The organism is Aeromicrobium sp. REDSEA-S38_B2 (genome assembly GCF_001628525.1).
In the GTDB taxonomy this organism is placed as follows: Bacteria; Actinomycetota; Actinomycetes; order Propionibacteriales; family Nocardioidaceae; genus Aeromicrobium; species Aeromicrobium erythreum.
In genome coordinates, this window is the sequence record NZ_LUNH01000041.1 from 1 (window position 1) to 23865 (window position 23865).

General features: G+C 66.6%; 16 protein-coding genes, 1 tRNA gene and 1 pseudogene. 5 read left to right on the forward strand and 13 right to left on the reverse strand.

Annotated features, from left to right (window positions below):
• Nucleotides 1–496: 496 nt before the first annotated feature.
• From A6Q81_RS09890 to A6Q81_RS09915, 6 genes are all read right to left on the reverse strand, one after another.
• Nucleotides 497–868, reverse strand: a complete 372-nt coding sequence (locus A6Q81_RS09890) for a hypothetical protein (RefSeq protein WP_286690337.1) — start codon at nucleotides 866–868, stop codon at nucleotides 497–499.
• A gap of 37 nt (nucleotides 869–905) precedes the next feature.
• Nucleotides 906–2237 (reverse strand): cytochrome P450, encoded by a 1332-nt coding sequence (locus tag A6Q81_RS09895; RefSeq protein ID WP_286690338.1) that lies wholly within the window; start codon nucleotides 2235–2237, stop codon nucleotides 906–908.
• Nucleotides 2238–2347: 110 nt separating this feature from the next.
• Nucleotides 2348–4258 carry a potassium transporter Kup gene (locus A6Q81_RS09900; RefSeq protein WP_286690339.1) on the reverse strand — a complete coding sequence of 637 codons (1911 nt, stop codon included), beginning with the start codon at nucleotides 4256–4258 and terminating at the stop codon, nucleotides 2348–2350.
• Between the two features lie 433 nt (nucleotides 4259–4691).
• Nucleotides 4692–5747 carry a PIN domain-containing protein gene (locus A6Q81_RS09905; protein WP_067855957.1) on the reverse strand — a complete coding sequence of 352 codons (1056 nt, stop codon included), beginning with the start codon at nucleotides 5745–5747 and terminating at the stop codon, nucleotides 4692–4694.
• Nucleotides 5748–5843: 96 nt separating this feature from the next.
• On the reverse strand, nucleotides 5844–6206 hold the full coding sequence (locus A6Q81_RS09910; protein ID WP_083516297.1) for a very short patch repair endonuclease: 363 nt from the start codon (nucleotides 6204–6206) through the stop codon (nucleotides 5844–5846).
• Nucleotides 6207–7303: 1097 nt separating this feature from the next.
• Nucleotides 7304–12265 (reverse strand): RHS repeat-associated core domain-containing protein, encoded by a 4962-nt coding sequence (locus tag A6Q81_RS09915; RefSeq protein WP_286690340.1) that lies wholly within the window; start codon nucleotides 12263–12265, stop codon nucleotides 7304–7306.
• A 490-nt stretch (nucleotides 12266–12755) separates the two neighbouring features.
• On the opposite strand from A6Q81_RS09915, the gene A6Q81_RS09920 reads away from it, so the two are divergent.
• Nucleotides 12756–13091, forward strand: coding sequence for a vitamin K epoxide reductase family protein (locus A6Q81_RS09920; RefSeq protein WP_502692813.1), 336 nt, complete (start codon nucleotides 12756–12758; stop codon nucleotides 13089–13091).
• A gap of 310 nt (nucleotides 13092–13401) precedes the next feature.
• On the opposite strand, the gene A6Q81_RS09925 is transcribed toward A6Q81_RS09920, so the two are convergent.
• On the reverse strand, nucleotides 13402–13803 hold the full coding sequence (locus A6Q81_RS09925; RefSeq protein ID WP_067855948.1) for a DUF302 domain-containing protein: 402 nt from the start codon (nucleotides 13801–13803) through the stop codon (nucleotides 13402–13404).
• Nucleotides 13804–13947: 144 nt separating this feature from the next.
• Here A6Q81_RS09925 and A6Q81_RS09930 point away from each other — a divergent pair, with 144 nt between their 5' ends.
• Nucleotides 13948–16104 (forward strand): MMPL family transporter, encoded by a 2157-nt coding sequence (locus A6Q81_RS09930; protein WP_286690343.1) that lies wholly within the window; start codon nucleotides 13948–13950, stop codon nucleotides 16102–16104.
• Nucleotides 16105–16185: 81 nt separating this feature from the next.
• Here A6Q81_RS09930 and A6Q81_RS09935 read toward each other — a convergent pair whose 3' ends face one another.
• Complete coding sequence (locus tag A6Q81_RS09935; protein ID WP_286690344.1) at nucleotides 16186–17133, reverse strand: patatin-like phospholipase family protein; 948 nt, start codon at nucleotides 17131–17133, stop codon at nucleotides 16186–16188.
• A 121-nt stretch (nucleotides 17134–17254) separates the two neighbouring features.
• Between A6Q81_RS09935 and A6Q81_RS09940 the strand changes: the two genes are divergently transcribed.
• Nucleotides 17255–18289 (forward strand): AraC family transcriptional regulator, encoded by a 1035-nt coding sequence (locus A6Q81_RS09940; protein ID WP_286690353.1) that lies wholly within the window; start codon nucleotides 17255–17257, stop codon nucleotides 18287–18289.
• A 181-nt stretch (nucleotides 18290–18470) separates the two neighbouring features.
• On the opposite strand, the gene A6Q81_RS09945 is transcribed toward A6Q81_RS09940, so the two are convergent.
• A tRNA-Met gene (locus tag A6Q81_RS09945) sits at nucleotides 18471–18547 on the reverse strand.
• A gap of 129 nt (nucleotides 18548–18676) precedes the next feature.
• Between A6Q81_RS09945 and A6Q81_RS09950 the strand changes: the two genes are divergently transcribed.
• Nucleotides 18677–20110 carry a serine/threonine-protein kinase gene (locus A6Q81_RS09950; protein WP_286690345.1) on the forward strand — a complete coding sequence of 478 codons (1434 nt, stop codon included), beginning with the start codon at nucleotides 18677–18679 and terminating at the stop codon, nucleotides 20108–20110.
• A gap of 3 nt (nucleotides 20111–20113) precedes the next feature.
• Here the strand turns inward: A6Q81_RS09950 and A6Q81_RS09955 are convergent, their stop codons facing one another.
• The 4 genes and pseudogenes from A6Q81_RS09955 to A6Q81_RS17230 all read right to left on the reverse strand — a co-directional run.
• Nucleotides 20114–20527, reverse strand: a complete 414-nt coding sequence (locus A6Q81_RS09955) for a hypothetical protein (protein WP_144433687.1) — start codon at nucleotides 20525–20527, stop codon at nucleotides 20114–20116.
• A complete protein-coding gene (locus tag A6Q81_RS09960) occupies nucleotides 20524–21711 on the reverse strand; it encodes a fatty acid desaturase family protein (RefSeq protein ID WP_067855927.1) in 1188 nt (395 codons plus the stop codon). Before A6Q81_RS09960 ends, A6Q81_RS09955 begins: the two co-directional genes overlap by 4 nt.
• A 10-nt stretch (nucleotides 21712–21721) precedes the next feature.
• Entirely contained in the window at nucleotides 21722–21964 is a 243-nt protein-coding gene (locus tag A6Q81_RS09965; protein ID WP_353681413.1) for a 2Fe-2S iron-sulfur cluster-binding protein, read from the reverse strand.
• A 184-nt stretch (nucleotides 21965–22148) separates the two neighbouring features.
• A pseudogene (locus tag A6Q81_RS17230) lies at nucleotides 22149–22718 on the reverse strand (ferredoxin reductase); the annotation flags it as partial.
• Between the two features lie 248 nt (nucleotides 22719–22966).
• Here A6Q81_RS17230 and A6Q81_RS09975 point away from each other — a divergent pair.
• Nucleotides 22967–23788 carry an alpha/beta fold hydrolase gene (locus A6Q81_RS09975; protein ID WP_286690347.1) on the forward strand — a complete coding sequence of 274 codons (822 nt, stop codon included), beginning with the start codon at nucleotides 22967–22969 and terminating at the stop codon, nucleotides 23786–23788.
• Nucleotides 23789–23865 lie beyond the last annotated feature (77 nt).

The window sequence follows — 23865 nt, forward strand, 5'->3', positions numbered from 1 at the left end:
GAACGCGAGGGCGGACAGGACGAGCGCGACGAGCGTCGCGACGCTCACGAGGGACCGGGGCGCGGTCGCGGCCGTACGGCGCGATCGTCCCCCTCCCCCGCGGGCAGGCGTGATGGCATGACGAAGCATGAGTTCTCCCAAGAAAGTGGCTGCGGGGCCGGTGAGGACCGCGGTGCACCGCCGCGTCGCGGCGGAGCTCCTGGCACCGTGGTCGACCCGCAACGTAACAGCGGTTTCGTCGCCGTGTCCTCGGAACTGGGAGAAACGTCCGCACGACTTCCGCAGCACACGACACTCCGAGATCCGTGCCTCGGGCGGCGGACGACGATCGCCTCTAGACGTCGCGCCGCGTCGACTCCCTCACCACGGCATGGGGAGGCGAGCGAGAGCAGCGAGGGTCAGGACGAGATTCGCCAGTATCGCGGAGACCGGTGGCGAATCGCCGGAGCAGGATCGGCGGAGCTGCACCAACGATCGACGGCACGGTGAGCGACGCTCATCTGTACCGCCGATAGATCTCCCCGGCGGGCCAGTCCTCGTCGTACACCTCGAGGACCTGCCGTGCGAGATCTCTGTGCCGGAAGTCCTCCGCTCCGCTCCGGACCTCCCGCAGCAAGGTCTCGAGCTCCGGCCACCGGGCGTCTCGAAGCACGTACTCCAAGATCTCGACCGCCCCGAGTGGCCACTCCTGGGCCAGATCACCGAGTCGTGAGACTGCGAACTGACGGTCGACCGACTCCGTGACAGCACTTCTTCGCAAGTGCTCCAGCGTGCTCTCCAGATGCTCCACACCGGGGTGGAGCTGCGCCGAAGCCTGCACGTCCTCGATCCACTGACCAAAGGCCGCCTTAGGCGAGACATGACTCATCGAGTGCCCTCTCGGATCCCGGCGATCCCGGGGACCCTCAACCGTCCAGACGAGCTGGTAACGCCGCGTAGCCGCGCAGGATCCTCGTCGAGCGTCGCTCCGCGCCGGGCTGGAGGGTCAAGTTCGGGTAGCGGGAGAGGAGGGTGCGCAGCCCGACCTCGCCCTCCATACGCGCGAGGGCGGCGCCCAGGCAGTAGTGGCGGCCGGAGGAGAACGACACGTGCTGGTCGGCGTTCTCGCGGCTGACGTCGAAGCGCTGCGGGTCGGCGAACACGTCGGGGTCGCGGTTGGCGCCCGCGAGCAGCGTCGTGACGACGGAGCCGCGCGGCACCTCGCGCCCGCCGAGCACCGTGTCGTTGACGATGCTGCGGCCGGTGAGGAGAACGGGCGGGTCGTAGCGCAGCACCTCGTCGACCGCACGCGACCACAGGTCCGGCTTCTCCTGGAGGAGCTCGAGCTGCTCGGGGTGCTCGTGGAGCAGGGCGATGCCGTTGCCGAGCAGGTTCACGGTGGTCTCGAACCCGGCGGCGAGCACGAGGCCGGCGGTCGCCTTGAGCTCGAGGTCGGTCAGCTCGACACCGTCGTCGTCCTGCGCGAGCACGAGCTGGCTGAGCAGGTCGTCGCCCGGGTCGCGGCGGACGGCGGCGATGTGGTCGTCGAGCCAGCGCTCGAATGCGCGTAGCGAGCGCTCCACCGCACGGAAGCGTCCCAGCGGGAGCCCGAGGTCGAGGCTGGGCGCGGCCCCTTCGCCGAACTCGAGCACCTTGTCGCGCTGGTCGTGCGGGACCCCGAGGATCTCCGCGATGACCGTGACCGGCAGGAGCGCGCAGTAGCGCTCGACGAGGTCGACGGTCTCGTCGTCGCTGCTGGCGAGGTCGTCGAGCAGCTGGTCGGCGATGTCCTGGGTCCGGTCCTGCAGTCCACGCACCGCCTTCACGGAGAAGACGCGCGTCACGAGCTTGCGGTACCGGGTGTGCTCGGGCGGCTCGACGGACAGCAGCGACGGCGGCGTCAGCGGTCCGATGGGGGTGCTGCTGTCGGCCCACCGACGCACGGGGCCGAGCAGCCCGCCCGTGCCGAAGTCGACGCCGGCGTGCACGTCGGGGCTGCCGAGCACCTCCTTGACGACCGGGTGCGTGGCCGTGACGTACGCGAAGGCGCTCTTGTGCAGCGCCCCGCTCGCGCGCACCTCCTCGAAGAGGTCGAGCGGCAGGCCTCCCCCTGCCTGGCTGTCGCTGCCGGTCGAGGTCGCCATGATCAGGCGAGCCTGCAGGTCGCCGCGACGCGCCCCGGCCTGGATCCCGACGCGCGGCAGCGCATGGTTGAGTCCCCAGCGCGTCAGCGACGCCGCCTCGTCGATGATCTTCACGATGACCTCCCGTGCTCTGTCCAGCCAGTATCAGTCACGACCAGTGCTCGTGCGGGTCGTCTCGCGTCCTGACGGTGGCCTCGACCCACCGGACGCGAACCCTCTCGAGCTCACCACGGCATCTCCCGACCGACGCTGATGGTGCGCTCGCGCGGCAGCCGCAGGACGTCGACCGGGTCCGGGCTCAGCCGCACGAGCGTGAGGAAGATCCTCTGACGCCAGCGCGGCATGCCCGACCGCGGGCTGAACTTCACGACCGGCACGGAGGTGAAGTAGATCGCGCGGTCGAGGTCGACGTGGTCGAGTTCGCCCTCCGCGAGCGGGATGGCCTGCTCCAGCACCGCGAGGAGGTCGGGCCTCTCGCGGTAGCCGAACGTCGCGTGCACGTGCACGATGCCGTCGGTCGGGTCGTCCAGGACGTCGACGACGACGCGCTCGTCGTGCCGGACCGCGGGCACGTCCACGGACTCCCAGCTGAGCAGGACGGTCGTGGTGTGCAGGACGTGGTTGAGGTCGAGCATCGCGTCGAGCGCGATCGGCACGACGCCCGGCCCACGGGTCAGGTAGACGGCCGTCCCCGGCACGCGGGCGAGCCCTGCCTGCGTCGCGCGGATGCGGGGCACGAGGTCCTCCACCGGTCCCTCGGCGTCGGCGCGCGCGGCCTCGATGCGCCGCTGGCCGGCCCGCCAGGTCGTCATCGTCAGCACCAGGATCGCGCCCATGCCGAGTGGGAGCCAGCCGCCGGAACGGATCTTCGGCAGGTTCGCCGCGAGGAAGACCAGCTCGACGAGGAGGATGGCCGCGCCCACCAGGAACCCCGGCGACACCCTGCCGTCGCGCCGCCAGCGGTAGGTGAGGTAGAGCAGCGTCGTCACGGTGATCGTCGACGTGACGGCGACCCCGTAGGCCGACGCCAGCGACGCCGAGCTGCGGAAGATGAGGACGACCGCCAGGACGGCGAGGCCGAGCGTCCAGTTCACGGCCGGCAGGTAGATCTGCCGCGCGTGTCGTCGCGAGGTGTGGGTCGTCCGCAGGTGCGGCAGGAAGCCGAGCCGCGACGCCTGGTGGACGACGCTGAACGCGCCGGAGATGACCGCCTGCGACGCGATGATCGTGGCCAGCGTCGCCACGACCACCATCGGCAGCCGCGCCCAGCCCGGCACGATGGCGAAGAACGGGTTGCCCACGGCCGTCGACGAGCCGGCGACCGCTGCCGCCTGTCCGAGGTAGCTGAGCACGAGTGCCGGGAGGACGACGAACACCCACGCCCTCGCGATGGCCTGGCGGCCGAAGTGCCCGAGGTCGGCGTACAACGCCTCCGCGCCCGTGACCGCCAGGACGACGGATCCGAGCGACAGGAAGGCGATCAGCGGCTCGTCGCGGAAGTACAGGAAGATCCAGTGCGGCGAGAGCGCCTCGAGCGCCGAGGGCTCCTTCGCGACGGCGAGCGCTCCCCAGAGCGCCGTGGAGGCGAACCACACGACCATGACGGGCCCGAACAGCCTGCCGATCCTGCCGGTGCCGAACCGCTGGATCACGAACAGGCCGACGAGGACGGCGAACGCGAACGGCACGACCACGTGCGACCACGACGGGTTGAGCAGCTCGAGCCCCTCGGCGGCCGAGAGCACCGAGATCGCCGGGGTGATCACGCTGTCGCCGAGGAACATCGCCGCGCCGAAGACGCCGAGCAGGCTCACCACGGCCAGCACCCGACCTGGCGCCAGCCGCTGGCGCAGCAGCCCGACCAGCGCGAGCAGACCACCCTCGCCGTCGTTGTCGGCACGGAGGAGCAGGCGCACGTAAAGCACGGTCACGATCAGCATCATCGACCAGACGATGGTCGAGACCATGCCGTAGACGAGCGGCCGCGCGACGGCGTCGCCTCGCGACGTGTCCGCCTGGAGCACCGCGCTCATCGCGTACAACGTGCTCGTGCCGATGTCGCCGAAGACGATGCCCACAGCACCCAGCACCATGAACGGTCCACCGGAAGGCCGTCCTGCACTCCGCTCTGTCACGGGCTCGAGCGTATGCCGCTCCATGACGTTCGCAGGGCAACTGCGCACGCGTCCAGGGTCCGGTCGACGATCGTCATGGGTCGGGCCGGGAACGGCAGGACCCGCGACCCTCGAGGGGCGCGGGTTCTTTCGATTCCCCTTCTGGTAGTGCTGGCGAAGGTCAATCTCAACACCCGAGGACAGGAGTTCGAACCTTCCGATCATCCCGATTCAGGCCCGAAATCTCAGCGTACTAGAGCGCGCCTGACCAACGGGCTACGCGCGCTGATCATCGCTTACTACGAGCAGGGCAATGTCAGCGCGCTTCAAACCGCGCAGCATTTCGGAGTCGGTAAGAGCACCGTGCTCCGAATCTTGCGCGACGGAGGCGCCCATGTTCGGCCACACGGGAAGCGGCTGACGTAGCTCATCAAACTCCCCCTCCGTTGAACTGCTAACGGCCCAGTGAGGCACTGACCCCGGGGCCTAGTCCGTCCACACGACGCCACGACAACTGCTCGATGCCGAAACCGAACTCGCCGCCGTAGAGGACCGCTACTCGTGCTCTCATGTCGATCGAGCCCTCAACTGCGAATCCGCGCGGATGAGATACCTCTCTGACAGACCAGCCGGACTCGAGTTCAGCCCCGTGCTCGAATTCAGCTCGGAAAGCGACTGATTGCCCTAGGTCGTACTCGACCAGAGTTAGTCCTTCATCGTCAGTCACGGCACCTTCGATCGGCATGAACTCACCGTCCCACCTGACGTCGATGATCTCGAACGAGGTCGGAGGCGTCCTGAAGCCGAGATCTTCGACGGTAGGAACGAGCTCGTCCTGAAAATCTGAGTTCAGGTACCAGTCATAGAACTCCGAGGTGCGACTCAAGCTAACCGCTGTGGCAAGATCCGTTACCGAGTTCCAGGGAAGCGAATCGATAAGCCAACTTGTGAAATCACGAACCAGCTCGACAGATCCGGGCAGCGGGTCGATCTCCGCATGCAACAGAGACGCGAGCTCACCGTCTTCGTCAGCGAAAGCCCTGTCCATAGAGACGAACGCAACGTCGTGACCGTTGCTCGCTAGATCGACAACGTCCGTCCAAATCAGGGCATCTCGATAGCCAGTCCCCTTCTCACTGAACGGGGGCGTGCGGGTAACGGCGCGCATTGCGAGATCGAAGTGAGAAACTGACGGCCAAGGAAGGACCGTGAATGACAACCGCTCATCAAACTGCTCCTCGACGTATTGGCGATAGTCGAGCGAGGATTCCGCCGTGGAGCCCATTGGGGCAAGCCCCAAACGCCGTCTCTCACGCTCGACCTGACGGGTAGACGCCTCGATCTTCTTAACTGCGCGGCCATGGCTGGCGACGAGTTCCTCAAACACGACCGCGGGAATGTAGACCTCAAATGTCGCTGTGTGGTGAAGGTGCTCAAATAACTGATACTTCAGGCCTCCAAGCATCCAATCGCGCGCCAGCTCGTTCGTATCGAGCACGATGGTCTTCACCGAACGTTCCTCCGTGTTGGGACGGGACCTGGTGGGCTACTCAATGGATCGCACCGATGCTATGACGCGCATCGCGACATCCTCTGGCTTTTCGTGTTACCTAAATCGCATGACCGTCCATCCAGCCTTCGTGAGCTGGCTATTGGTGTCGGCATCTCGCGCTACGTTCTCCTCCAACTTGGCGGACCAGTACTCGCGATTGGCCCTGGCGAGGGTCCCGTGTTCCGGGCAAGAATGCCAGTAGCACCCGTCGATGAAGACGGCTGCGCGGTGGCGCGTAAAGGCAATATCGGCGGTTCGCCGCAGATGACTAAGCGGGCGATAGTTCACGCGATAGCGCAGGCCCGCAGCGTGGAGCAGTCGACGCACTGCCAGTTCCGGTGTGGTATCAGTCGGGCGATTCGCCTGCATCACTCTGCGACTCGCGGGAGTGGCAGCCCACGACGTTGAACGCCCCATCAGTCCATCTTTCCAGAACGCACATCAGATGCCAGATGCTGAGCGGCGAACTCTCGACAGCCGGCATCTGATGGGCTCCGGTACGTTTCGTTCAACAAGCCACCTGCTCGTGCCGCCCCGGCCAACGCGGGTCTCTCTGCGACGCGGTCGTCGAGGTGCCCGGTAGCCAAAGTTACGGTTCGACCGGAGGGGCATTTGTTGTATCTGGGCACGTCCCAGATGCGCCGAGTACTCGCCGATCAACTGGCACGGGCTCGATTGACCATCCGATTGACGCGATCGAGGTGGAAGAGTGACCGGCAAGAGCAGGCAGCTTCATCGCCTGAGCCTTGGCATCGTTCACTAGCTTGTCGCTGTAGCCGTGAGTTCGCCCCTTCGCCTCGACAACGACCGCAGTACCCGTGAGCCAGTCATAGCCAAGGAGGTCTGGTCGCGACTTCTTCGATGGCTTTCCGATGGCTCTCAAGTAGGTGTCGATGTGGACCAACGAAGACACGTTGAGCAACTGATGACAACTCAACTGGGCCTGCGCCATCCCGAGGAAGAAGCTGACCGCTGACTTCTCGCTCTGGTCGAGACGGTCATACGAGGTCGTGCGCACCCAAACGTTTCCGACGGGGCGAAGGCTCGCCTCCATGAGCGCAGATCGCCACGCCAGTTCTGCCAGCGGACGACCTCCCGCTCACCCCGAGGTTGCCGACACACCCACTGTGATCGCAGCCCGCTGAAGCATCGCTGGCGTAGCTCTAAAGCTCCTCTGCCTCACAACCGTCGCAAAAAAACTGCCGCATCTCACAGGGGATCCGCATGCCGCACGCTAGCCCTCGGCAGGGTGGCGCGTGCGAGCAACACAACTCTCGACGAAGAGTTCGGTAAGCGTCCGCGTGCTCTCCGCCCAGCCCCCGGCCCTACCGATGTCGAACGCGTTCGAAAATCCACCAGCCCAGCGCGACTGTGAACACTCCCGCGACGACGGCTCTGAGCGCAAACCAAACAGAACCTTGCAGGTCCGCCACAGATGCGATCAAGTTCAGCAGGACTGCGAACCCGAATGACCACCACAGAAGATTGCGGGCATTGGTCTCATTATCCATGAACTAGTCCTCAATCGCATCTTGCACAAACGCATACGGATTGAAGCAGGTGTTGAGATCATTCAAATCGTCCTTGAATGAATTATCCGTGTCTTGAACCGCGTTTGCAATATAGCAAACACCAGGTGCTCGCTTTGTTGCAAACTTGAGGAAACCGACCGGATTAGGGATGTCGAAATATCCAGAGGGGTCAGCCAAGTTGATAGGATCGCCGTTGCCATAATTGTAGGCCGCGATAGTTCGCGGATCCGCCAACCCTCCCGCTACTGGATCAGGTTGCGTGAAGTGACCGCGACCGTCGTAGTAGCGCGCGCCCAGCTTGTACGAACCAGCTGCACCGGAAGCGCGGTCATCCTGTTGCGCTGAAATCCATCGGAAGGGGTTCGCAGCTGCGGGCGTTCCGGTCAACGTCGTAGCCCCGTAGGGGGCGTACTTGTACGAGCCGACGCGTGAGCCTGAGTTGTTCATGAGCCAGGTGATGTTGCCGTTGGGCTCCGACGCTGCGTAGGTGAGGGTCGAGCCGACCTGGCTGGCGAGCAGGGTGCCATTGGTGTCGCGGATGTAGTACTCGTAGGTGCTGCCGCGCTTGATCCCGGTAACGCCGCGGCCTGAGTCATATTCGCGGTTGCCTGCGCTGGTCTGGCGCAGGTCGTTGCCCTGGTCGAGGTAGGTCTGGGCGTTGCCGTCGATCTGGTCGACCTGGTTGAGCTGGTTCACGGTGATTGGGTTGGCGCTCGTCCCCAGGCTGTTGCCGGCGTTGTCGGCGTTGATGGTGGTGTTGCCCGATGGGGTGCTTGGGCACCCTGCGGTCGAGCTCGACGGGCTTGCGCTGTCTCCGGCAGTACTGCCTTCCCAGCAGAGGATGCCTGCCTTGTTGTAGCCGTAGCGGGTGGTGGTGCTACCTGCGATCTCCTTGGTGATGTTGCTGATCTTGTCGTAGGTGTACTCGTAGTCGGTGCCGTTGGTGTCGGTCGCCTTGACGAGTCGCTGCTTGTCGTAGTCGTAGTCGATGGTGCCGGTCTGATTCGACGCAGCGCCCGTGCCGGTTGTCGTGCGCGACTGCATCTGCGGGGTGTCGAACATGGCGCTTCCACCACCGACGGGCACCGACACGGAGTAGTTGTAGGCGATCTTCGCTTGCTCGGTGCCGCCTGGGGTGAGCCAGCGCATCGACTTTGGTCGCCCGGATGTGGTGTAGTCGTAGGCGAACTTCACGATCGTGCTGCCAGACGATGCTGACGTCGGAGCGACCGAGGTGACTCGGCCGTCCTTGTCGGTCTCGAAGTCGAACCGGAACGTCGGGGTGGACTTGTAGTCGAGGACTCGGTAGAGGCTGTTGGCGCTGTCGTGATAAAAGACCATCTCGACCGAATCCGGTGCCCCAGTTACGTAGGTCTGGTCGTAGACCATGTTGCCGACGCCGTCGTACGCCGAGGTAGAGAAGTCGAAGGTGTTCGCGTCGACGCCGACAGTCTTGCCTACGAGTCGGTTCATCCGGTCGTAGTAGAAGGCCGAGGTGCGCGACGTGGTCGTCAGCGAGCGCTGCAGCAGGTTCTGCTCAGCGTCGTAGGTGTAGTCGATGCAGACGCCGAGGTTGAGGCTGCACGCGAGATCGTTGGTGTCGAACATCGCGCGCACGACATTGTCGTTGCGGTCGTACTGGTACTTGGTGACTTTCCCGCGGCCGTCCGTCGTCGTGTCAACACGGGCAGCGCCGTCGTAGGTGAAGCTCGTGCACAGCTTCCGCGAGGACCCAGTCGAGCAGTCACCGCCGGGCTTACGAACCGACTTCAACTGACCCTCCGAGCCCGCGATGTAGCCGGTGTCTCCGTCCGCCCAGTACGTGTAGATGGTCTTTTCGGCGTCGGTCGGTGAGTCCTGCGCATTGCCGTCCCAGGAGGAAGAGACGGTGCCGTTGTCCTTGTAGCGTCGCTCAAACTTTGCGTCAAAGCCGCTGCTAGAGGTCTTGCAGCCATTGCGCTGCGCACCGCTCGACGTGCTGGTTGCTGCCTCAGGTGTGATGCCGGTGTACGCAGTGGTGGTTCGACCCTTCGCGTCATACCCGTACTCGTTGCAGTCTCCCGAGGGCGACTGGGCGGCGGTCGGGAGGTAGGCGCCGCCTTCGGTGGTGCTGGGGGCGTTGTACTGCAGTCCCGCACTTGCTGCGTTCTCGCCGCTGCTGTTCTTCGGTTCGGTGACGCTCTCGAGGCGATCCTGCAGCGCGCCGCCGCTGTACTTGTTCACGGTCGTGGCGCCGGTCGCGCTGGTGAAGGTTTCAGGTGCATTGTCGGCGGTGTAGTCCTGGGACTTCATGTTGCCCTTGGGGTCGTAGACCCACGTCTTGCCCTTGCCAGTCGAGTCGTTGCGCTGACCGAAGCAGTAGGTGGTCGTGTTCGCTCGAGGGTCTTTCACGGTCGTCCAGAGCGATCCGTTGCCGTTGCATACCGTGGGCCGACTGGTCGGATAAGACCAAGTGAACATGTGCCAGGCAGCGTCTGCCGCGTCGTCGTCCCAGCGGTAGCGGACGGTCTGCACCTGTGCCTCGCCGCTGCTGTTGACCCCGTAGGTGATCTCGGTTTCGCCGGTGTTCGCTTTGCCGTCAGGCTTCGTGCGTGCCGGGCCGGTGATTCTTGAGAGCAGACCGCCGCTGGTGTAGGCGTAGGTCGTGGTCTTGTTCTCCGGATTCGTGAAACCGGTGAGGCGTCCGCTGCTGTCGTAGGCGTAGGCCCAGGTGCGCGCGCCACCGGAGCTCTGCGTGTAATTGGTGCTTTCCGTGATGGCCGTGATCGCATTGCCGCTGTACGTCACGTTCAGGACGTGACCGCCGCTGTCGGTGATCGTCGCCAGCTTCGGACGGTTGTTGATCGTCCCGTTGTAGCCGAAGGTGATCGCGTTGTCAGAGCGGTCGCGGATCTTCGTGAGGTAGGCGTTCCCGCTCGAGTCGACGAGATCGAAGTCAAACTTCTGACGTGACTTCCTGAAGGTCAACGTGAAGCCGGTGTCCGTCTCTTTGAGGTCCGAGCCGATACCGCCGATCGGTGTCGAGAAGTCCTTGAAGGCACTGTTAGTCGAGGTCGCGCTCTTCCGGACGAAAGACCCGAGAATCGTGCCGGAGGGACCGTTGTAGTCGAAGCGGACACCAGACTTCTTTCGCAACCAGACGTCAGGACCGATGCCCAGGTTCCAGCCCTTGCCGATCGACGTGTTCGTCACCGTCGCCTGTGAGTTGTAGGTGCGGGCGAGGTCGAGATTGAGGCCGACGCCATTCATCTTCCCGTCGGTGGCGGAAACGAGCAGATTGCCGTTGCGGTTGTTGACCGACAGCGAGGAGTAGCTGTTGAACGGGTGATCCGTCATCGAGTACCAGGATTGACTGCCGATCTCAGGGTCGTACGTGATCGAGAGAGTAGGAACGACTGAGGCACTGTCGCAGTAGGTAGCGCTCGAGACCCAGTCCGAGGAGCAGAACCGCTTCTGACGAGTCGCATCCTGCTCTTCGGTGGGCGTTACACCAGCATGGAGCTGGATGGACTGTCGATTAAGGGTGGCGCCGAAGGCCGACGAGGAGTCGGCGAAAGCGAAGTTGCCCGATCCAGCGTGCTTGCCTGACCAGCCATTGACCATCGACGTCACATCAATGGCTTGCGGGCCCGCTGCACAGCCGGACGTGGTTCCGTTCCGGTTGAAGGTAGGGCTGATACGCCACCGGTTGTCAGTCGACTCGTTCGGCTTGTTAGACCATGTGATGTCCGAGACCGTCGAGTCTCCCGAGGTGGTGGGGGTGAAGACCGTCGTCTTGGCAGTGCAGCCAGCCGCGCTGAAGTACTGCTTGAGATTCAGCGTCGCTTTGGTGACATTGGTGCCGACGAACCGGTTGTAGCGGAACCAGATGATCGAACGGAATGCGCGCGATCCATCGTCCGAGCCCACTCGCAGGCCGGGGTCCGAGCTTCGCGGATCATCCGAAGCCTGGGTGGAGAAAACCCACGTGTCCCCCACCGGACTCACCGGCGCGATGTCGGGATCGATGACCACGGGGTACTGACGACCCTCGGCCTGCAACCACTCCATCGAGGGACGCAAGATCAGGACCTGGCCGCCATCCTCGGTCTCCAGGGAAGCATCGACATCGACAGGTGCAGCCGGGTCGCCGGCCTCGTCGACTTGCGCGTCCCACATCTTCAACGGGCGCGACTGCGCCACCGTATTCTCACCATCCTTGAACGACAAGACCTGGCCCACGAGGACAGGAGTCAGTCCCTCGCTCTTGAGCGGGAAGCGGTACTCCGGCGCAGAGTCCGGTGCACCGTCCAGCGTGAGGTGGGTGAAGAAACCCCCACTTCGCGTACCGGTCACCACAGCCACATCGGACGTCGGACTCTGCTCATCCGCTGATGACGAAGGCGAAGGAGTGGCAGACGCTTCCGGCGCGTCGCTCTGCACTCTGTACGAGGCGGTCGCGCCGTCGACGGTGGGCGCCGCCAGCTCTGCGTCGAAGCTCAGGCCGATCGAGCGACCCTTGCCGAGGTCGAGCCGCGTGAGCTCACCAGCGCCGTCTGCAGAGAACGACACATCGGCATCAGACACCTCAGGCTCCAGCCGCCCACCCTCAGGAGCGAGATCAGGATTCAGGGGCTGGAAGACCCCGTGGTCGGTCTCGGCGAAACGCGGTGCCTCGCTCGTCTCCTGGGTCATCGTCCCGTCAGGGTTGACGAACACCGTGCGGCGCTCGTCGCGCTCCGAGCGAATCTCGACACGCTTCTTCGTCTCCCGCGCCTTCGCCATCGCCTCCCCGACCTCTGAGGCATCGCCGAAGTCCTTGTTCTTCGAAGCCTGGCCCTCAGGAATGCGGAACTCGACCTTGTTGCCCTCCGGTTCGGCGATGGCCGGGCCACCGATCAGAGCACCGGCGGCAACCGCCGTCACCGTGGGCAGGAGCACAAAACGGGTAAGACGTCCACGCATACTGGGGACCCTCTACTTCAGGCCGCCGACGCACATCTCTGCTGATCTACGCCTCGCGGATGGTTCGTCTCGCTGAAGCACTCCCAGGCAGCCTCGAGGTTAGTCAGATCAGACCACACTTGCGCAAGGTTTGAACAGACTTCGCCAGATGAATCTTTAGGTTTCTCTCAGCAACGATGGTGAACTCGCTGCATCCGAACAGCTCATACGGTTCGAGCGCACTCCAGTGGTAAGGCGAAGGCCCCACGCCAGGAGTGGTCGGGCATCAGCTAACCCGCACCCATGGTTCGGAGAACTAATGCCCTCCCCCATGGCCGACGAGCCCGCTCGGCGCGTTCGCAGAGTGCGGCAATCACCCGCACAGCGTACGACGAGCCGCCGAAAAACGCGTCTCAAAGCCGGGCCTGCCTATTCAGTCGCTCGCGACCTCAGGACAGTACGAGTTCGAACTGACCCGTTAGTCCCAGGCCTGATCGGGTTTACGGGAGTTGTGCTGCTCGGTGTCCTGCTGTTCCTGGATGGTCGGATGCCACGACTCTTCTGGGGCGCTTTCCAGGTGGGTCTGGTCTTCGCCGCAGCCTTCATCACCTGGTTGCAGACACAGAGCCTTTACGACATCGGCCGGCTCTGCCCTTACTGCATGGTCGTATGGGCAGCCGTAATCCCGCTTGTCGTCATCGGTAGCCGCGAAGCCGTCTCTCACCTCGCCACCAGCTCGTCGCTCGGTCAGTTCCTGCGCAACTGGACGGCGCTCATCATCATGCTCTGGTACGTCGCGGTGGCGGCCGCGGTGTGGTTCAGGTTCGGCTCGACGCTCTGGGCGTAGCGACGCGAGGCGACTCGTCTTCGAGTGCGGCGCGCGGGGTAAGGGGCCCAACGCTGATATGAACTGACCCCGAACACTTCGACCTGCACCTGCCCACCGGACCGGCGGTCCACGGACGCAGCTCTTGCACCGGGTGTCGTTCTGGGGTGTTCGACCTCATCCGATGCGGAAATTGCGAGCGACCGTTGACAGGCGACGGGCCCCCCGTCGTGGCGGATGACACTGCCGAGATGGCCGTGAGCGCGCTTCATCCGAGTGATGATGGCCTTGATCTCAGCGGGCTCCAGACCCATCGCCGCGGCGTCGGGCATCAGGCGTTCTCCACCGTCTCGAGGGCGCCGCGCAGACGAGTACGAGCATCGGCGGCGATCTCGCGCAGACCAGCAGAGGACTGAGGAACCATGGCGGTCATGGCCCGGGGGTCGAAGGCCTCGACGACGGTCCCTGCCCCGTCTGCGCGCACGACCACGTTGCACGGCAGGAGCGCCGCGATGGACGGGTCGGCTTGCATCGCGGCGTGCGCGAGCTGGGGACGACAGGCGCCGAGGATGACCTGCGGTTCGACGTCGACATCGAGCTTGGTCTTCAGCGTCGCCTGGATGTCGATCTCGGTGAGCACGCCGAAACCCGCCTCGCCGAGGCTGGCTCGCACCAACCCGACGGTCTCCTCGTAGCCCCGGGCGGTCCTCACCCTCATGGTCAGCTCGGTCATCTCACTCCTCCGTTCCGAGGCGCCGGCCGGCGCCGTCGTCTCGAACTCTACATCCCCCCGGGGGGATATGCTACGGTCCTGGTCGAACCCCCCGGGGGGATACGACTGGTCTCCCCTCCGGCCCTTCGAGCACTTGGAGACCGCATGACATCGACGATCGACCCACCCGCTCCCGGACAGGAGGCGCGGATCTCCTCAGGTCCACTGGGGCGCCTCGGGATCTGGGTCACCACCCACGGCCAGATCGTGGCCATCGCCTGGCTGATGCTGGTCATCGGCCTGGGAGTCTTCGCTCCCAAGGTCGAGCACAACCTCTCCGGCGCCGGCTGGCAGGCCAACGGCTCCGAGTCCGTCGCCGCCCGGGAGCTCGCCCGCGAGCACTTCGGCGGCAACGCATCCTCGGCCATCCAGGTCGTCGTGCACAGCGACGACGGGCCCGTCACCGAGGGTCGCGGTGCCGAGACCCTCGCCAGGGTCGCCACACTGTTGAAGGACGAGCCCCGGATCGCCGACGTCGTCGCGCCCCAGCCCGGCGCGACCCTCAGTCAGGACGGCTCGACCGCCATCGTGCTTGCCGGTGCAGGCGCCGACACCAACGAGATGGTCCGCGTCGCGACCGACCTCAAGGGCCCGCTGCAGGACCTGTCCGGCGACGGCATCGACGTCAATCCCACCGGCTCCTCGTTGCTCTGGTCAGACTTCAACGAGGCCAACCTCGAGGCGATGCTGAAGTCGGAGATGGTCTCCTGGCCCGTGACGCTGGCCATCCTCGTCATCGCCTTCGGCGCCCTCGTCGCCGCAGGACTCCCCCTCCTGCTCACCCTGTCCGGACTCGTCGCCTCGGCCGGTTCGCTGGTCCTCATCAACGAGCTCGTCCCCGTCTCCATCTGGGCGATGAACTTCGCCATGATGTTCGCCCTCGCCCTCGGCATCGACTACGCGCTCTTCCTGGTGGTCCGCTACCGCGCCGCCCGCATGGGAGCCAAGCTGTCCGCGCCACGCGCCATCGCGGAGACGATGGACACCGCCGGCAAGGCTGTGCTGCTCTCCGGCCTGACCGTGCTCATCTCGCTGTCCGCGGTCATGCTCGTGCCCTCGCCGTCCTTCCGATCGATGGCCGGCGGCATCATGCTGTCCGTCGTCTTCGTGCTCGCCGCGACGCTGACCCTGCTGCCGCTGGTGCTGGTCAAGCTCGACCACCGCATCAACAAGCTGGCCCTGCCCTGGGTCAGGACCGGGGAACACCGGTCGCGTCGCTTCGCCGCCTGGGGAGAGCGTCTCTGGCGCCGCCCTGTCCTGTGGGGCAGCGCCGCCCTCGTGGTGCTCCTCGCCCTGGCTGCACCCGTCGTCGGCCTCAGCACGGCGATGCCCTCGATCAAGGTGCTTCCCGAGGACGCCTCAGCCCGTGTCGGCTACGACCGCGTCCAGGAAGCCTTCGGACCGGGCGCACCGGGCACCCTGCAGATCGTCGTCGCGAACGACCAGGCACAGGCCGCAGCGAAGACCCTCGCCGCCGACGACGGCATCGCCGCCGCCATGCCGGCCCAGCGCGCACCCGACGGCTCGGACCTGACGATGATCCAGGCCGTCCCGACCGTCGATCCGTCGGACCCCGCGCTCACCACGACCGTCGAGCGACTGCGCGCCGACCTGCCCGACACCGCTCGGGTCGGTGGTGCCGGCGTGGAGAACCTGGACCTGAAGTCCCAGCTGGACGACTCCACCCCGCTCGTGATCGGCGTCGTCCTGGCACTCGGCTTCCTGCTCCTGCTCATCGCCCTGCAGGCACCGCTCATCTCCCTGCTTGGGACGCTCGTCAGCCTGCTCTCGACCGCAGCCGCCTTCGGCGTCGCCCGCCTCGTCTTCCAGGACGGCTGGGGCGCAGGACTGCTCGGCTTCGAGAGCCAGGGCTTCCTCGATGCATGGGCGCCGGTCTTCTTCTTCGCCATGATCTTCGCCATCGCGATGGACTACACGGTCTTCCTGCTGGCCTCGGCGAAGGAGCACTACGAGCGCAGCGGCGATCCGCATGAGGCGATGGTCGGTTCCCTCGCGCACTCCGGACGAGTCATCTTCGCCGCTGGCGCCGTGATGGTCGCGGTCTTCTTCACCTTCGCCCTCTCAGGACCGCTGCCACCCAAGGAGATGGGGGTCGTGCTCGGCGTCGCCGTCCTTCTCGACGCGTTCCTCGTCCGCCTGGTCCTGCTGCCGGTCCTGCTGCGCCTGACCGGCCACGCCGCCTGGTACGTCCCGGCCTGGCTCAAGCGAGCGCTGCCGAACATCACCTTCGCGCACGGCTGAACCCCACTCGGGGGAGGTCCGACCCGTACCCCTGCGCGGGCCGGACCTCCCTCGAACGGGTCGCGACGGCACGCCGCGCCGTCACGCTGCGACCTGCCAGGTGGCGAGCTGCCGCAGGGTCTCGTCGCGGACCGTGCGCCCTGTCGATCGAAGTAGCTGGGCGTCGCGTTCGAGTCTGCCCGGGAGCCGGACCGCGGCATCAGGAGCAAAGAGCACCGTCCTGACGCCTGAGCACGAGCCTCCGGCCGTCGCCTCCAGGACCGCTCGGTACCGCGCCGGCCGCTGTGCGTACGCGGACCCGAGCGTCGGATTGAGTCCGTGCAGATAACGCTGGATCACGCGGTCGAATGCTCCGAAGGTCGGTCCGAAGCCGCGAGGTCGTGTTGCCAGGACGATGGCATGCGTGGCCCCCAGGGTCGCTGCCGCTGCCACGGGCACCGGCTCCAGGATCCCGCCGTCCAGCCACCGCCTCCCGCGGAAGCTGATGGGCGGACCCCCCAGGATCGGAAGCAGCCCGGAGGCATGGATAGCCGACAGCTGGTCGGTCCGGTCGGCGAAACCGGTCAGCGCCTCTGCCCTTGCCGCGTCGATGTCTGTGGCGCCCATCGCGAGCCGAGGGCCGAAATCCCCGACCAGGTCGCCGACACCGAACAGCTGATCGATGTGCGAGACGATGCGCGCACTGTCCACGACGGGTCGGCCTCTGTTCCACAGCCGACGGATGTCGATGAACTCGCGCGACGAGTAGACGTCGGCGTACGCATCTGTGAGCCCGCTGATCGTGCCACGAACCGTAGCGGCGGCGTTGACGGCACCAGCCGATGTGCCGACCACGATGTCGACGGCTGGCAGGATTCCGCTCTCCTCCAACGCGGTCGCCATGGCCGCAGAGACGATGCCTCGCATCCCCCCGCCTTCGATGACCAGAGCAACCTTGGCGCCGTCGTCGCGCGAGGTCCCGTTCAGGCGCGCTGCGACGACTCGTGGCACCTCGGCGCCGACGATCTGGCGCTCGGATGACTCGGTCACTGGGCCTCCTGGAGGAGAAACGTCACGGTCACAGTGAACGCGAGCACGAAGCGTAAAACTTGTCTTCAGCAGACAGTTTCTTGTCATGAACGGACATCATTGACACGCTGGACAGGTGAGCATGTACTTTCGCTCGGCCAGTCTGCGCGGCTTCCGCTCGGTGGTCGCAGAACTCGGAGGCCAGGCCGACACGTTCGCAGAAAGGGCGGGGCTGGATCCTCGCGCTCTCGACCAGGACGACGTGTTGGTCGAGGCGCATCGCTCTGCCGCCATGCTGGAGCTGGTTGTCGAGGAGCTGGGCTGTCACGACCTCGGTCTGCAGATGGCTGACCGCCAGTCCATCACCGTCCTGGGTGCGCTCGCGATCGCCCTGATGAACTGCCCGACCTTGGGAAGCGCGCTGGACGTGGTCAACACCTATCTCTTCGTCCACAGTCAGTTCGTGTCCTTCGAGCTGCGGGACGACCCTCGAGAAGAACCAGGCGTCAGCGCGCTGTACTACCGACCCGCGCGCCCACGTGGCCCTGCCCAGGCCGTCGATCTCGCCATGGGCTTCATCCACCGAGGCATCACCCACCTCAGCGACGGGGACTACGGTCTGCGCGAGGTGATGCTCCCCTACGAGTGTCCGGCGCGCACTGACATCTACGAAGAGTTCTTCGGTGCCAAGGTCACCTTCCGGGCACCCGTGGAAGACGCGGCAGTGCTGAGGATCCCGTCAAGCCTCCCGTCCCGGTCGCTCGCCGGCGGCGACGAAGCCCTGAAGCACCTCGCGGTCGCCTTCCTGGACCGGACCACCTCGCGCGCCGACGACGACCTGGTGGAGCGCACCCGAGGCGCACTACGGCACCTCCTCGGAACGGGATTCGTCGACCAAGCCGCCGTAGCCAAGGTGTTCTCCATCCACCCACGGACCCTCCATCGACGACTCGCTGCGCACGGGACGACGTACCAGACACTTGTCGACGAGGCGCGCCGCGATCAGGCTCTGTTGCTCGTCACCACCACCGACCTTCCCTTCGGCCAGATCACCCACATGTGCGGTTTTCGCGAGCAAGCGTCCTTCACCCGCGCCGCTCGACGTTGGTGGGGCGCATCACCACGTCAGCTACGAAGCCGGCAGCGCGCGGGAGCCGGCGCTCGTTACCGTTCGTGATCGTCGAACGCCAGCGGCGGGAAGCGGCACCGTCTACCGGAAGCCGAACGCCGGCGCTTTCGCTGCCACCAAGACGTCAGCAAGGCGCTCCGCCGCGCCCTCGCTCGTTCGTGGTGAGTCAGCGCGGAGTCACGCGTCAGCAAAAGACAAGGCCCGGGATTCGTGAGAATCCCGGGCCTCTTGGTAGCGGGGACAGGATTTGAACCTGTGACCTCTGGGTTATGAGCCCAGCGAGCTACCGAACTGCTCCACCCCGCGTCGCACGTAGAACATTACGCCACGGTGAACGGGGATCCAAATCGGGGGTGTGAGACGACGCTCACAGGGGGTATCTCGACTCGCGGGACCGTCGATCCGCTCCTACCGTCGTGTGGAAAGGAGTCGTCGGTGATCCCAGGACGGTACAGGCTCGAGCGCGAGATCGGTCGAGGTCGCTCCACCAGCGTGTGGGCAGGCCACGACACCGTTCTCGACCGTCGGGTGGCCCTCAAGAGACTGGGCTTCTCCCCCGGCTCCGACGAGGTCGACTCCGCACGCGCCGAGCGGGAGGCGAGGCTGGCGGCGCGGGTCCACCACCCGCACGTCGTCTCCGTCTACGACCTCGCCGACGACGGCGACTTCACGTGGCTCATCATGGAGCTCGTCGACGGGCCGACGCTCGCCGACCTCGCCCACGACGGCCCCCTCGACCTCAAGCGGGCCGCCCGCCTCCTCGCGCAGGTGGCCGACGCGCTCGCCGCGGCCCACGCCGACGGGCTCGTGCACCGCGACGTGAAGCCGTCGAACGTCTTCGTCACCGGCGACGACGTCGCGAAGCTCGGCGACTTCGGCATCGCCCGTCGCGAGGACGACGAGGCGCTCACGCGCACCGGCCTCATCACCGGCTCTCCCGCCTACCTCTCCCCCGAGATCGCCCGGGGCTCCACCGCCACTGCCGCGGGCGACGTGTGGGCCTTCGGCATCACGGTCTACCGCGTGGTCACCGGCTCGGTGCCGTACGACGTCGAGGGAGACGACGTCATCACCGCCGTGCAGAAGATCCTCGACGCGCCGGCGCCTGCGCTGCCCGCAGACCACCCGCTGGCTCCCGTGGTTGCCGCCGCGACCCGCCACGACCCCACCGACCGCGCGACGATGCGCGAGATCGCCGACCTCCTGCAGACCCTCGCGCAGCCGGGTGGCCTCGGCCACCACCGGTCCGCGCTGGCCGACCTGGCCGTCGCGCGCGCCGCGACCGCCGGAGCGAGCGAGTCGACCGCGACGATCCCCACCCCCGACGGACGCCGCACCGCCGTCACGCAGGCGCCGCCGACCCGCGACGTCGTCACCGCTCCCCCGACCCTGCCGCCCCCGACCAGCCGCCGGGGCGGACGACGTCGACGCGACCGTCGCACGATCCTCGTCGCCGCCGCAGCCCTCGTCGCCTTCGGTGCGGCCGGCGCCGGCGTGCTGGCGACCACGGGCGACGACGGCGCCCCCGTCGCCGCGGCGGCCTCAGCCGCACCGCCGGTCACGGCACAGCAGCGCCTGGAGAAGTTCGCGACCGACTACGTCCAGACGGCGGCCAGCGACCCGCAGCGCGGCTTCCAGCTGCTCACGGCGTCCTACCAGCAGGCCAGCGGCGGCATCACCGGCTACACCGACTTCTGGGGACGGGTCAGCGACGTGCGCGTCGAGGCCGTGCGCTCCGACCCCGACCAGATGCGCGTCACCTACACCTACTCCTACGAGATCGGCGGGGTGCGGCGCACCCAGGCTCTGACGCTGCTGCTCACGCAGGAAGGCGACCGCTACCTCATCCGCGGCGCGCTGGCGGCCTGAGGCTCAGAGCGTCTCGCGCTCGAGCACCGAGTTCGGTCGGAACCAGACCGGGTCGCCGCGCCGAGCCGGGCGCACGAGGTCGAAGCCGGCGGTGCTGACCAGCACCCAGCGGTGCGGCTGCTCCGCGTGACCGAGCCGTTGCCGCGGGTCGGCGGCGACCTGGCGGGCGCAGGCCACGTGGCACGGCGGGAACGCGAACTCCCCGTCGAGGGCCTCGTCGGGGGTGCCGACGAACGCGACCGGGCGGGTCAGCGTCTCGCCGCACACCCCGCAGATCCGGCTCAGGGAGCAGCGAATGGCCTGCTTCTTCACGACCTTCTCGTGCGTCCCACGACCCTCGTCGTCCACGCACGCGAACGGCAGCGCCGAGCCCTCGACCACCGGGCCCGACGCCGCCGTCACCACACCGTCGCTCACGACGTGGCGGCCGCGTTCGTCCAACGGCCCAGCTCGTGACGCCGTCCGGGACGCTCGTCGTCGCGCAGCCGCCGCGTGCGCGGGGCCGGCGGCGCCGGGTTGTCCTTCGTGCGACGGTTCGGCAGCGACAACTTCATGATCGTGCGCAGCGTCTGGCCGTACTGCTTGTGCAGCGGACCCGTCGTGTACGGGATGCCGTAGCGCTGGCAGATGTCCTTGACCTTGACCGAGATCTCGGCGTACCGGTTGCTGGGCAGGTCGGGGAACAGGTGGTGCTCGATCTGGTAGCCCAGCTGGCCGCTCATGATGTGCAGGAGCTTGCCGCCCTCGAAGTTGGCCGACCCGAGCATCTGGCGCAGGTACCACTCGGCGCGCGTCTCGTCCTCGAGCTCCTCCTCGGTGAAGTGCACCGCACCGTCGGGGAAGTGCCCGCAGAAGATGATCATGTAGGCCCACACGTTGCGCACGAGGTTCGACGTGATGTTCGCCGTCAGCGTGCTGAGGAACGCCGGACCGGTCAGCGCCGGGTAGACGACGTAGTCCTTCAGCGCCTGCTTGCCGATCTTGTCGCCGATCTGCTTGAGCTGGCGCTTGAGCAGCTTCGGGTCCTTCTCGCCCTTGCGGATCGCCTCGATGTCGAGGTCGTGCAGCGCCACGCCGTACTCGAAGAACAGCGCGAGCAGGGCGTTGTAGACCGGCTGGCCCAGGTTGTAGGGCGTCCACTTCTGGTCGCGGCTCATCCGCAGGATCCCGTAGCCCACGTCGTTGTCGTGGCCGAGCACGTTCGTGAACTGGTGGTGGATGTAGTTGTGCGAGTGCTTCCACTGCTCCGCCGGCTGCGTGGTGTCCCACTCCCAGCTGCTGGAGTGCACCTCGGGATCGTTCATCCAGTCCCACTGGCCGTGCATCGTGTTGTGGCCGATCTCCATGTTCTCGAGGATCTTGGCCGACGAGAGCAGCGCCGTGCCGAGCAGCCAGGCGGGTGGGAACAGGCTCGCGAACAGGGTGATGCGCCCGGCGGCCGCCAGCCGGCGCTGCAGCGCGATGATGCGCAGGACGTAGTCGCGGTCGGCCTGACCGCGACTCGCCTCGACCTCGGCGCGGATCTCGTCGAGCTCTCGCCCGATCGCCTCCACCTCCTCGTCGGTGAGGTGGGTGTACTCGCGCACGTCGGCGTAGGCCATGGGTGTCTCCTCAGATCTTGAGCGTGCAGTCGGTGGCGGCGACGCTGATGCAGGTCTGCACGTACTCGCCCTCGGTGTGCTCGTCGCCGCTGCGCAGGTCCTTCACGCGGCCGCTGAGCAGCGGCACGTCGCACGTGTGGCAGATGCCCATGCGACAGCCGAACAGCATGTTGACGCCGGCCTGCTCGCCGGCCTCCAGCAGCGTCGTGGCCCCGTCGACCTCGACGCTCTTGCCCGTGTCGCCGAAGGTGATCGTGCCGCCCTCGGCGTCGGTCTCGGTGGCGCCAGGCCCACGTCTCGCGCTCGGCCCAGTCGTGGCAGACCTCGCCCAGCCGGTCGGGCGTGAGGAACCCGTCGCGGTCGGTGAACCGCTCGTGGAACGTGAAGCGGTCGTGCTTCGAAGCGAGCTCGCGCAGCTCGTCGAGGAACATCATGTCGTCCTCGTCGACCGCGGAGTAGGCGAGGAACACGTCGGGCACGGAGCCGCGACGGTCGAGGGTCCGCAGCATCGACATCACCGGGGTGATGCCGCTGCCGCCGACGACGAAGAGCATCTTCGCCGGCGGCGGGTCGGGCAGCACGAAGTCGCCCTGCGGCGACTCCAGCCGGACGATCGTGCCCGGCGCGAGCCCGTTGACCAGGTGCTCGGACAGGAAGCCCTCGGGCATCGCCTTCACGGTGATCGCGACGGTGCCCTCCGAGCGCACGGGCGCCGACGACAACGAGTAGGACCGCCAGTGGAACCGGCCGTCGATCTCCACGCCGATGCCGATGTACTGGCCGGGCTGGAAGTCGAACGACCAGCCCCAGCCGGGCTTGATGACGAGCGTCGCCGAGCGGTCGGTGACCTGCTCGACCCGCTCGACGCGGCCGCGCAGCTCGCGCGCGGACCACAGCGGGTTGATGAGCTTGAGGTAGTCGTCGGGGTGCAGCGGCGTCGTGAACGCCTTGCCGACCGCACGCACGCGACGCAGCACGGTCGACCTCTCGATCAGTGAGTCAGCCATCGGTCCGCCTCCCCGGCCTCGCGCCCCACCGTGACGACCCTGGCGGCCGTGTGGTGTGCGTCACGGCGAGCGTACGTCCGTCCTGGCATCCGCGCGCGGCAAACCAGGGGCATCCATCCACGAGGTGAGACCAGGAGTTACATCGCATACGACCACATCGTGCACGTTCGAGTTGCGCCGTCGGCCTGCTCGACCAGACTCGAAGGAGCCAGAGCGCACGATCCCCGACACCCACGGAGGAACATCCCATGAGCACGCTCGAGACCAACGGCATCCAGATCAGCTACACCGACTCCGGCGGCGACGGCCGCCCCGTCGTCCTCATCCACGGCTGGCCCCTCAGCGGCGCGTCCTGGTCGGAGCAGGTCCCGGCCCTGACCGAGGCCGGCTACCGCGTCATCACCTACGACCGCCGTGGCTTCGGCGCGAGCGACAAGCCCGACACCGGCTACGACTACGACACGTTCACCGAGGACCTCGCAGGCCTGCTCGAGCTGCTCGAGGTCACCGACGCGACCATCGTCGGCTTCTCGATGGGCGGCGGCGAGGTGGCCCGCTACCTCGGCTCGCGCGGCTCCGAGCGCATCCACTCGGCCGTGTTCGCCGGCGCCGTCCCGCCGTACCTGCTGAAGACCGACGACAACCCCGACGGCGGCCTCACGCCCGAGGACGTCCAGGGCTTCAAGGACGGCGTCAGCAACGACCGTGCCGGCTTCCTCGAGGAGTTCACCACGAACTTCTTCAGCGCCAACGACGAGCTCAAGGTCACCGAGGCCCAGCGTCAGGAGGCCATCGCGCTCGTCGAGCCCGCGTCGACGACGGCCATGCTCGGCTGCGTCGAGGCCTTCGGCACCACCGACTTCCGTGACGACCTCGAGAAGATCGACGTGCCGACGCTCGTCATCCACGGCGACAGCGACGCCGTCGTGCCGTTCGAGGTCTCCGGCAAGCGCACGGGTGAGACGGTGAAGGACGCCACCGTCCACGTCGTCGCCGACGGCCCGCACGGGTTCAACGTGAGCCACGCCGAGGAGCTCAACCGCGTGCTGCTCGACTTCCTGCAGCGCTGACCTCGCTCCGCCCCGGCGGACGACACGCACCGAGCCCCTCCCGGACCACTCCGGGAGGGGCTTCGTGCGTCGTCGTC

What these genes read in the sequence shown, in the direction of transcription:
- A6Q81_RS09890 (WP_286690337.1), bottom strand. Translation starts at nt 868, where the DNA reads ATGAGTCATGTCTCGCCTAAGGCGGCCTTTGGTCAGTGGATCGAGGAC.
- A6Q81_RS09910 (WP_083516297.1), bottom strand. Translation starts at nt 6,206, where the DNA reads ATGGGGCGTTCAACGTCGTGGGCTGCCACTCCCGCGAGTCGCAGAGTG.
- A6Q81_RS09915 (WP_286690340.1), bottom strand. Translation starts at nt 12,265, where the DNA reads ATGCGTGGACGTCTTACCCGTTTTGTGCTCCTGCCCACGGTGACGGCG.
- A6Q81_RS09925 (WP_067855948.1), bottom strand. Translation starts at nt 13,803, where the DNA reads ATGACCGAGCTGACCATGAGGGTGAGGACCGCCCGGGGCTACGAGGAG.
- A6Q81_RS09930 (WP_286690343.1), top strand. Translation starts at nt 13,948, where the DNA reads ATGACATCGACGATCGACCCACCCGCTCCCGGACAGGAGGCGCGGATC.
- A6Q81_RS09940 (WP_286690353.1), top strand. Translation starts at nt 17,255, where the DNA reads ATGTACTTTCGCTCGGCCAGTCTGCGCGGCTTCCGCTCGGTGGTCGCA.
- A6Q81_RS09960 (WP_067855927.1), bottom strand. Translation starts at nt 21,711, where the DNA reads ATGGCCTACGCCGACGTGCGCGAGTACACCCACCTCACCGACGAGGAG.
- A6Q81_RS09975 (WP_286690347.1), top strand. Translation starts at nt 22,967, where the DNA reads ATGAGCACGCTCGAGACCAACGGCATCCAGATCAGCTACACCGACTCC.